Origin of the sequence: Streptomyces colwelliae, from assembly GCF_048158785.1 — a bacterium.
Classification (GTDB): Bacteria; Actinomycetota; Actinomycetes; order Streptomycetales; family Streptomycetaceae; genus Streptomyces.
The window spans coordinates 1-9366 of the sequence record NZ_JBLTJC010000392.1 but is presented as its reverse complement, the minus strand read 5'-3'; the positions used below and the strand labels follow the sequence as shown (position 1 = coordinate 9366).

At 70.9% G+C, this 9366-nt stretch carries 12 protein-coding genes; 6 read left to right on the top strand and 6 right to left on the bottom strand.

Features of this window, described 5'->3' with window-relative positions:
- Positions 1 to 74 precede the first annotated feature (74 nt).
- A complete protein-coding gene (locus ACNFOC_RS45165; protein ID WP_416964815.1) occupies positions 75 to 569 on the bottom strand; it encodes a GbsR/MarR family transcriptional regulator in 495 nt (164 codons plus the stop codon).
- Between the two features lie 73 nt (positions 570 to 642).
- On the opposite strand from ACNFOC_RS45165, the gene ACNFOC_RS45160 reads away from it, so the two are divergent.
- From ACNFOC_RS45160 to ACNFOC_RS45140, 5 genes are all read left to right on the top strand, one after another.
- Positions 643 to 1530, top strand: coding sequence for an ABC transporter ATP-binding protein (locus tag ACNFOC_RS45160; RefSeq protein WP_416964814.1), 888 nt, complete (start codon positions 643 to 645; stop codon positions 1528 to 1530).
- On the top strand, positions 1527 to 3149 hold the full coding sequence (locus tag ACNFOC_RS45155; RefSeq protein WP_416964813.1) for an ABC transporter permease: 1623 nt from the start codon (positions 1527 to 1529) through the stop codon (positions 3147 to 3149). The genes ACNFOC_RS45160 and ACNFOC_RS45155 overlap by 4 nt, the downstream gene beginning before the upstream one ends.
- Before the next feature lie 63 nt (positions 3150 to 3212).
- Complete coding sequence (locus ACNFOC_RS45150; RefSeq protein WP_416964812.1) at positions 3213 to 3428, top strand: hypothetical protein; 216 nt, start codon at positions 3213 to 3215, stop codon at positions 3426 to 3428.
- 40 nt (positions 3429 to 3468) lie between these two features.
- On the top strand, positions 3469 to 4215 hold the full coding sequence (locus ACNFOC_RS45145; protein ID WP_416964811.1) for a hypothetical protein: 747 nt from the start codon (positions 3469 to 3471) through the stop codon (positions 4213 to 4215).
- Entirely contained in the window at positions 4212 to 4706 is a 495-nt protein-coding gene (locus tag ACNFOC_RS45140; RefSeq protein ID WP_416964810.1) for a hypothetical protein, read from the top strand. The genes ACNFOC_RS45145 and ACNFOC_RS45140 overlap by 4 nt, the downstream gene beginning before the upstream one ends.
- Positions 4707 to 4722: 16 nt before the next feature.
- On the opposite strand, the gene ACNFOC_RS45135 is transcribed toward ACNFOC_RS45140, so the two are convergent.
- The gene (locus ACNFOC_RS45135; protein WP_416964809.1) at positions 4723 to 5151 is read right to left on the bottom strand and encodes a hypothetical protein; all 429 of its coding nucleotides are present in this window, start codon (positions 5149 to 5151) and stop codon (positions 4723 to 4725) included.
- 71 nt (positions 5152 to 5222) lie between these two features.
- Positions 5223 to 6686 carry an MFS transporter gene (locus ACNFOC_RS45130; RefSeq protein ID WP_416964808.1) on the bottom strand — a complete coding sequence of 488 codons (1464 nt, stop codon included), beginning with the start codon at positions 6684 to 6686 and terminating at the stop codon, positions 5223 to 5225.
- Between the two features lie 97 nt (positions 6687 to 6783).
- On the opposite strand from ACNFOC_RS45130, the gene ACNFOC_RS45125 reads away from it, so the two are divergent.
- Complete coding sequence (locus tag ACNFOC_RS45125) at positions 6784 to 7332, top strand: MarR family winged helix-turn-helix transcriptional regulator (RefSeq protein WP_416964807.1); 549 nt, start codon at positions 6784 to 6786, stop codon at positions 7330 to 7332.
- Positions 7333 to 7359: 27 nt separating this feature from the next.
- On the opposite strand, the gene ACNFOC_RS45120 is transcribed toward ACNFOC_RS45125, so the two are convergent.
- The 3 genes from ACNFOC_RS45120 to ACNFOC_RS45110 form a co-directional block, all read right to left on the bottom strand.
- Positions 7360 to 8568, bottom strand: coding sequence for a cytochrome P450 (locus ACNFOC_RS45120; RefSeq protein WP_416964806.1), 1209 nt, complete (start codon positions 8566 to 8568; stop codon positions 7360 to 7362).
- Positions 8569 to 8712: 144 nt separating this feature from the next.
- A complete protein-coding gene (locus ACNFOC_RS45115; RefSeq protein ID WP_416964816.1) occupies positions 8713 to 8964 on the bottom strand; it encodes an RICIN domain-containing protein in 252 nt (83 codons plus the stop codon).
- Entirely contained in the window at positions 8918 to 9166 is a 249-nt protein-coding gene (locus ACNFOC_RS45110; protein ID WP_416964805.1) for a hypothetical protein, read from the bottom strand. Before ACNFOC_RS45110 ends, ACNFOC_RS45115 begins: the two co-directional genes overlap by 47 nt.
- Between the last annotated feature and the right edge of the window lie 200 nt (positions 9167 to 9366).

Genomic DNA, 9366 nt, shown 5'->3' with positions numbered 1-9366 from the left:
GCCCACCACCGGGCCGCGGGTAAGTACGAACCTGCGGGAGCGTTGTGGCTGGTCGCGCAGTTCCCCGCGCCCCTTTAAGGGGTTCCACCGAAGCGTGTTTCTCGGTGAACCCGCCACCGCTCCATCATCGCCGCGATCTCCCCTTCGATGAACTCGAAGAAGGCAAGCGTCTCGGCCATCCGCCGCCCCGCAGGCGTCTCCGCACCGAGACTGCCGACCCCCTCCCGCAGAGCCCCCTCCCAGCGCTTGATGAGGGCCTCGCGATTGGTCAGCGCCTCGTACCACTGATCGCCGTGCACCACATACCGCTCGCGCCGCGAACCCGGCTCCCGCTCACGCGAGACCATGTGCGTCTGCGCCAGATACCGCACCGCCCCGGACACCGCCGCCGGACTGATCCGCAGCTGCGAGCCCAGCTCACCGGAGGTCATCGCGCCGTCGTCGGAGGACAGGAGCGCGGCGAAGACCCGGGCCGGCATCCGCTGCATCCCGGCCTCGACGAGTTGCGCCGCGAAACTCTCCACGAACTTCGAGACCGCCTCTTGGTCCCGCTCCGCCTGATCCGTCATGGACTCACCCTACCCGGGCTTCACACACTTCCTTAACTTCACAAATTTCTGAAAGAAGCGTACGTTCTGAACCATGACGAAGGCAATCACCGTCTCCGGACTGCACAAGTCGTTCGGCAGGACACAAGCCCTCGCGGGCCTCGACCTGAACGTCGAGACCGGCGAGGTGCACGGCTTCCTCGGCCCCAACGGCTCCGGCAAGTCCACGACCATCCGCGTCCTGCTCGGCCTCCTCCACGCCGACTCGGGCGCGGCCCAGCTCCTGGGCCGCGACCCATGGACCGACGCCGTCGAACTGCACCGCCGGGTCGCCTACGTCCCCGGTGACGTGACGCTGTGGCGCAACCTCTCCGGGGGTGAAGTCATCGATCTCTACGGCAAGTTGCGCGGCGGACTGGACAAGTCCCGGCGCACCGACCTGATCGACCGCTTCGAACTCGACCCCACCAAGAAGGGCCGCACGTACTCCAAGGGCAACCGCCAGAAGGTCGCCCTCGTCGCCGCGTTCGCCTCGGACGTGGACCTGCTGATCCTCGACGAACCGACGTCCGGCCTCGACCCCCTGATGGAGGAGGTCTTCCAGCGCTGCGTGGAGGAGGAGCGCGACCGGGGCCGTACGATCCTGCTCTCCTCCCACATCCTCAGCGAGGTCGAGGAGTTGTGCGACCGGGTGAGCATCATCCGCAAGGGCCGCACGGTGGAGAGCGGTTCGCTGTCCGACCTGCGCCACCTCACCCGGACCAGCGTGGTGGCCGAACTCACCGGCGCCCCCAACGGGTTGGCGTCCATCCCCGGCGTGCACGATCTCGACGTACAGGGCGATCGGGTGCGGCTCCAGGTGGAGACGGACCAACTCAACGCCGTGCTGCGGTCGTTGAGCGAGTCCGGTGTGCGCTCGCTGACCTCGAAGCCGCCGACGCTGGAGGAACTGTTCCTCCGTCACTACCAGGAGACGGAATGACGGCCGCCGCGTTCCCCGCACGCACCGGCACCCGCACCGGCACCGGCGCCTCGCGCCAACTCGCGGGCACCGGAGCCCTGTTGCGCTTCAACCTGCGCCGCGACCGCGTGGTGATCCCGGCCTGGGTGGCGGTGACGGGCCTGCTGGTCCTCTCCCTCCCCGGCTCCCTGAAGAGCGTGTACTCCACCCCCGCCGAACGCGCCGACATCGCCCGCCAGATGCTCACCAGCAGTTCGCTGCGCGCCACCTACGGCCCGGTGTTCAGCGACTCGCTCGGCGGTCTCACGGCCTGGCGCATCGGCGGTTACGCCGCGATCCTCGCCGGGGTCATGAGCCTGATCGTCGTCGTACGGCACACCCGTGACGAGGAGGAGAGCGGCCGCCAGGAACTCGTCTCCTCGGCGATGGTGGGCCGCCGGGCACCGCTGACGGCGGCCCTGTTGACGGCGCTGGTCGCCAACTCCGCGCTGGCGCTGCTGATTTCGGGCGGCCTGGCCGGTCAGGGGGCGGCGGGCGCCCTCGCGCTCGGGCTCGGCGTCGGCGGAGTGGGCATGGTGTTCGCGACGCTGGCGGCGATCGTCGCGCAGTTCACGGACAGCGGCCGGCTGGCGAAGGGCCTGACCGGCGGGCTGGTGGGCGCGGCGTTCGTGCTCCGCGCGGTGGGCGACTCGACCACCGCCGACGGCTCGTCCCCCGCGACCTGGATCTCCCCGATCGGCTGGCTGGAGAACCTGCGCCCGTTCGCGTCCGAACTCTGGTGGGTACTGGCCCTGTTCGCCGCCGCGACCCTCGTACAGGGCTTGCTGGCCTACGAGTTGGCCGGTCGCCGGGATGTGGGCATGAGCTTCCTGCCCGCCCGGCCGGGACCGGCCCACGGCCGTCTCGGCACGGCGGGCGCGCTGGCCTGGCGTCTCCAGCGGGGCGGCGTACTGGGCTGGAGCCTCGGGTTCCTCGCGGCCGGGGTCGCCTTCGGCGGCATCACGAAGGGCGCGGCGGACCTGGTCGGGGACAACGCCAAGACCCGCGAGATCATCGAGCGGATGGGCGGCCAGTCCGGCATCGAGGACGCGTTCCTGGCCACGATGGTCGGCATGTTCGGCATGCTGGCCGCGCTGTACGCGGTCTCGTCGGTCCTACGGCTGCACAGCGAGGAGACCGGCCAGCGCGCCGAACCGATCCTCGCGAATGCGGTCGGCCGCCTGCGCTGGGCCGCCGGCCACCTGGTCATCGCCTTCGGCGGCGCGGTCCTGATCATGCTCCTGAGCGGCCTCGGTCTGACCCTCGGCTACGGCGCCGATCTGGGCCCCATCCTCGCGGCCAGCCTGGTCCAACTCCCCGCGATCTGGGCCCTGGGCGCCCTGGCCGTGCTCCTCCACGGCATCTCACCGCGCCTGGCCCCGGCGTCCTGGGCAGCGGCCGGACTCGCCCTCCTGCTCGGCTGGATCGGCCCCGCGCTGAACCTCCCCCAGGCGGTCCTGGACATCTCCCCCTTCGGCCACCTCCCGAAGCTCCCGGGCGGAGACATGGCGTGGGGCCCGGTGATCGCCCTCGCCGCGATCGCCGCCGCCCTGGTCGCCGTAGGACTGACGGGCCTACGGCGCCGCGACCTCACGACCTGACCGAGGACGCGACCGGGAACACGACCGGGAACCTCCGGCGGCCCGCGCGCGTCCGTCCCGGGCATGGGACAACGCGCGCAGGCCGCCGGGGGATGTCTGACCGCCGTACTCGGCGCGGGAGTTGGGCTGGCGGTGTGGTCGTACGACGTCCGGGACCGCCTCTGGCGCTTCGAGGCGAGCCCCGACTGGAGTGTCCTGTACGCCGAGTTGCCGCTGGCGGTGTTGGGTGGGGTCGTGCTGTCGCTCGGCGTATGGGCCCTGGTGCAGCGGGGCAGATAGCACGCTCGGGCAGCACTCGACCGGCCGAGAGGAAACGGCGTTGGGCACGAGCACGGAGGACCCCGTCGACCTCACGATGACCGCCGAGGTCCACGGGGTGCTGCGCGAGCACGCGTGGATCGGGCAGGTCAGCGCGGACCACGACTTGGACGAGGACCTGTTCTCACTGGCGGTCAAACGGGCTGCCGCCTACGGCTGGAGTTCCACTCGCTTCAGCGCCGGCACCGAACTCGGCGGGCAGCGCTGGGGTCACGCGGACGCAGGCGGGGACTGGTCGCGGGACGGCCGGGTGCGGCGACTCGCCTGGCTGACCGTGTATCCCGCGACCGGACTGCACGAACAGCACCTGCCCGTCCTGCCGTTGACCCGGGTCATGGTCGACTCGCTGGGCCGCGTGGGCGAGTTGGACTTCACGGGGCTGACGGTGCGGGTGCCGGTACAGCTCGCGCCGGACACCCGGTTCGATCTGGTGGGCGACGCGGACTGGTTCGCCCTGGCCGCACCGGACGCGCGCACGGAGGCGTTCGTCTCCGTCGTGGGCCCGGTCGGCACCGTGGCGGAGCGGGTGCGCGAACTGGTCGTACAGCGCGGCCACGGACAGCTCCGCGCCGGAGCGCACGACGACCGTACGGCCTTCGCGTGCGCGCTGCCCGAGTGGACCCCCGACGCCGCGGCCTGGCTCGCGGAGATCTGCATCGACGCGTTGCGCGCGGTCGGCGTCCGCGACACGGTGGAGATCGCGATCGCCCGAACTCCCCCTCTCCCAGCAGGAGGTACCCCCGCATGAGAGTCGGGATCAGTGGACACCGCGGCCTGTCCGGCGAGGTGGAGCGGAAGGTGCGCGCGCTCATCGAGGTGGCGGTCACGTCGTACGGCACCGGTGCCGGACCCGGCAACGCGAGCCTGGTGGGCGTCAGTTGTCTCGCCGACGGCCCGGACACCTGGTTCGCCCGGGCCGTCCTCGACCAGGGCGGGCAACTCGAAGTCGTCCTGCCGGCCGCCCAGTACCGCGCCGACCTGCCCGCCTGGCACCACTCCGCCTACGACGACCTCCTCCACCGGGCCACGCAGGTCCACCGCACGGGGCTCAACGCCTCCGGCCCCGACGCCCACATGGCGGGCAGCGAGCTTCTCGTGGACCAGGTCGACGTACTCCTCGCCGTCTGGGACGGCCGACCCGCGCGCGGCTACGGCGGCACCGCCGATGTCGTCACCTACGCGCGGGAGCACGACGTACCCGTGAAGATCCTCTGGCCCGAAGGCGCCACCCGCGACTGACGTGCGGGGCGGCTGGTCAGGCGTCGGCGAGAGCCGCGGTGATCTTCTGGATCATGACTGTCTCGGCGGGCCCGGCGGCGCCCTTGTGGGCGCGGGAGGCGGCGTCCGTGATCGTGGCGACGGTGGCGCGGAAGTTCTCGACCTCGCCGGGTGCCTTCGACTTGAGGAGGGTCACCGAGTCGGCCAGCGCGGTGAAGACGCGGTCGGCCAGGCCGGCCGTGGAACCGCCGCCCAGGTCGAGGCCCTTGGGCTTCTCGGCGAGGACGTGACCGACCAGCCCGGTCGCGGCGGAGAGCGCCTTGCCGCCGGCCATGCCGGAACGGGTGGAGGAGATCGGGCCGGGGTCGGCGGCCGCCATCAGGGAGACGACACCGTGGGCGGCGGTCTGGAGGGTGAGCTTCTCGGCGGGGGTCAGGATCTCGGCGGGGGTGGTCTTCTCGGACATGGGGAGGTCTCTTTCGTCGGTGCGGGGTGGGACGCGACTGCCGTAGGGCGGCGCGCTGTTGGAATGGAGGGTCAGGCGGCGACTTCGGCCTGGTTGCCAACTGCCTTGCGGGGCAGGGCGAGGCACAGGACCGCGCACAGGACGTAGGCGGCGATCGCCCAGGGGCCCGCGTGGGTGATGGCGTCGGTGAGGCCCTTGTCGGCGTGGGAGAAGAAGGCGTTGCCGATGACGGCGACGCCCAGCGCTCCGCCGAACTGCTGGGCGGTGGAGAGGATTCCGGAGGCGCCGCCCGCCAACTCGCCCGGCACGGTGCTCAGGATGGTGTTCACCAGCGGGATGATCAGGAAGATCAGGCCGACCCCGGCCAGGAACAGTCCCGGGACCAACGGCCAGGCGCCGGTGTGCACTTGGGCCGAGTTCTGGGCCTGGTGCCGAACCCAGAACAGCCCGCCCGCCATCACCAGCGCGCCCAGGATCAGCACGCTGCGGCCGAACTTGGCGACGAGCGGGTCGACGGCGGGGGCGGCCAGGATCGAGCCCGCGCTGAAGGCGACCATCAGCAGACCGGCCTGGGTGGGGGTGTAGCCCTGGCCGGACTGGAGCCAGATGGTGAAGACCAGGAAGAAGCCGGACATGCCGCCGTAGAAGAGGAGTTGGACGAGCAGGCCGGCGCTGAAGGCGGGCTTCTTGAACAGGCCGGTGGGCAGGAGTGGGTGCTTGATGCCGCGCTTCCCCTCCGAGATGGTGAGGGCGGCGATCGCGAGGACACCGGCGGCCAGGCAGAGCCAGCCCCACAACGGCCAGCCGTTGGAACGGCCTTGGACCAGCGGCAGCACGATCGCGACGAGACCCGCGGCGAGTACGACGTTGCCGAGCAGGTCGATGCGGCCGCTGAAGGCATGGTCCTTGGAGGCCGGGATCCACTTGGCGCCGAGGACGAGGACGAGGGCGGCCAGCGGGAGGTTGATGACGAAGATGGTGCGCCAGCCCCAGCCGAACAGGTCCCAGTCGGTCAGCACGCCGCCGAGCAGCACGCCCACGGCGGTGGAGATCCCGGCGATCGCGCCGTACAGGGCGAACGCCTTGCCGCGTTCCTCACCGTCGAACATCGTGCGGAACGAGGCGAGGATCTGCGGCATGATCACGGCCGCCGCCACGCCCTGGAGGCCGCGCGCGCCGACGAGGACCCCGGCCGAGGCCGCCAGCGCGCTGGCCAGACTCGTCAGCGCGAACGCGCCGACGCCGAGCAGGAACAGTTTCTTGCGGCCGTAGCGGTCCCCCAGGTGCCCGGCGATGATCAGCGTGGCGGCGAAGCCGAGCATGTACGCGGACACGGTCCACTGGAGGTCGGCCGGGGTGGCCTTGAGGCCCTTGCCGATGGAGGGCAGCGCGGTGTTCACGATCGACCCGTCGATCATGTCCAGCAGCGCCGCGAGGATCATCACGAACGCCGCCGCCCATCGCTTGGGATAGGGCACCGGCCCGCTGCCGTCGTCAGCGGCTACGTTCATGGGGTTGGTCGTGCTGGACGACATGGCGTGGACTCCTCAGGTCGGTCGATTCTGCTTGACTTTCATACATCTTGGCTTTCAAGCTAATAACCGATAGTTACGATGCAGGGAGATATCTCGAATGTCAAGCGGAACGGAGTCGGGGTCGGACTCAGGGGCGGTCGAAGCGCGGCTGGGCGCGGCCGTGCAGGCCTACCAGAGCGCCGTCGACGACTTCGACCGCGAGCTGGCCCGGCTCATGGGCGTCAACGAGACCGATCTGCGCTGCCTGGAGATCCTTTTCGGGGTCGAGGAGACCACTCCCCGCGAGCTGAGCCGGCAGCTGGGCCTGACCACCGGGAGCGTCACCACGATGCTCGACCGGCTGGAGAAACTCGCCTACCTCACCCGCACGCCGCACCCCGACGACCGGCGCAAGACCCTGATCCGGGTCACCCCGGAGGCGGCACAGCGCGCCTTCGGCCTGATCGGTCCGTTCCTCGACGACGCCGGCCGGAAGGTGTTCGGCCGTTACACCCCCGAGCAGTTGGAACTGGTCATCGACTACCTGACCTTCTCCCGCGACGTCCAGCAGCAGCACGTCGAGCGGTTGCGGAAGGAGCCCGCGCCCGGTCCCACCAGGACGGGCGGCCGACAGGTCCAGGGACCCCGGGGCGGGACGGCGAAGTAGGTCCAACCCGGGGTCCATGAGGGGCCGTTACCCCACCTCGACGCTCAGCCCCTCCAGTCCCCGGATCACGAAGTTCGGCTTGCGTTCCGGCTCCGCCGCGAGCCGCAGCGTCGGGGCCCGCTCCAGCAACGCCCCCATGGAAGCGGCCAGTTCGATACGGGCCAGGGGCGCGCCGATGCAGTAGTGGATCCCCGCGCTGAAGCTGATGTGCGGGTTGTCGGCGCGGGTGAGGTCCAGCCGGCCGGGGTCGGTGAAGACCGCCGGGTCGTGGTTGGCCGCGCCGAAAAGCATCGCGATCTCCGCGCCGCGCGGGATCGTCGTACCGTCGATCTCGATCTCGTCCAGCACCCACCGCTCGAAGAGCTGGAGCGGGGTGTCGTAGCGCATCAACTCCTCGACGGCGGAGGGGATGAGGGAGTGGTCCGCGCGGAGAGCCGCCAACTGCTCCGGGTTGCGGAACAGCGCCCACCAGCCGTTCACCGTGGAGTTCACCGTCGCCTCGTGGCCCGCGTTCAGCAGGAGGACGGCGGTGGAGATCAGTTCCTGTTCGGTGAGGCGGTCGTCGTCCTCGTCGTGGGCCGCGATCATGCCGGAGATGAGGTCGTCGCCCGGGTTCTTGCGGCGGGCCGCGATCAACTCGCGTAGATACGAGGAGAATTCGTCCGACGCGCGGACCGCCTTCGCCGCCGTGTCCTCGGACGGGCTGAGTTCGTACATCCCGCAGATGTCCGCCGACCAGGGGCGCAGCGGAGCGCGGTCCGACTCCGGGATGCCCAGCATCTCGGCGATCACCGCGACGGGGAGGGGCTCGGCCACGTCGGTGAGGAGGTCGCCACCGCCCTTCGCCACCAGGGCGTCCACCAGTTCCGCCGCCAACTGGCTGACGTACGGCTTGAGTTGCTCGACCGTGCGCGGGGTGAACGCCTTCGAGACCAGGCGCCGGATACGGGTGTGGTCCGGGGGCTCCAGGTCGAGCATGCCGTGGTCGTTGAGGGTGTGGAAGGGCTCGTGCTCGGGCGGGGGTGCCGTACGGCCGAAGTCCTCGTGGGTGAAGCGGTGTTGGTAGGTGCGGCCGAGGCGGCGGTCGCGGAGGAGCGCCGAGACGTCCGCGTGCCGGGGGACGAGCCACTGGTCGGTGGGCTCGTAGTACGTGACCCGGCCCCGGTCCCGCAGTTCGGCGTAGGCGGGGTACGGGTCGTCGACGAACGCGGGGTCCCAGGGGTCAAAGGCTGCCATGCACGGACGCTAGCCCGCCGGCACCCGGTCTGACCAGGGGCGACCTCAGTGATCCCGGTGACCCAGGAGGCTGCGGGACCCACGGGGACCGGCGCCCCCGTGGATCGCGCCTCGCGGTACGGGTCGGCTCGCGGTACGGGTCGGCTAGCTCCGCGTGTACCACCGCTGCCAGGTGGCGGTGTCCTCGCAGTCGCGGAGGTTGATGCCCGCGTGCGGGCTCCAGTCGCCGCGGTTCTGGATGCTCAGGCACTGGTAGGTGACGTCGGTCCGCAGCTGCTCGCCGTTCCACTGCCAGCGCTGGTTGGCCTGGCCGTGGCAGTCACCGACGAGCTGGGCCGGGGCGTCGAGCTCACCGTTCCTGACGTCGAGGCACTTCGCCTCGGCGTAGTTGACCAGCTTCGTGCCCTCCCAGTACCAGTCCTGGCCGGGCGCCGCACTCCGCCACCTCCACGTTGTCGCCGTTGGCGGTCAGACACCGGTTGCTGAAGCGCGAGACGACGCGGAAGGTGGTGACGGCGGCGCGGGCGGCGGAGGAGCCGGAGGGCGCCGTGGTCGCGTGGCTCGCGGGCGCGTCGGCGAGGACGGGCAGGACGGTCAACGCGCCCAGCGGACGGCATTCACCGCAGAAACGATCACTGTCCGCCGCCCTTGCCGCGGCGATGACGGTGGCCCGCGTTCGGCGACGTGGCCTTCTACGGGCTGCCGTATCTCGAACCCGCCCTGTCCGGACCTGCTCTACGACGGCTCGGCGCGCGCGTCGACTTCGGCGCTGGAGGCCCAAGTCCCCCAGATGTGCGA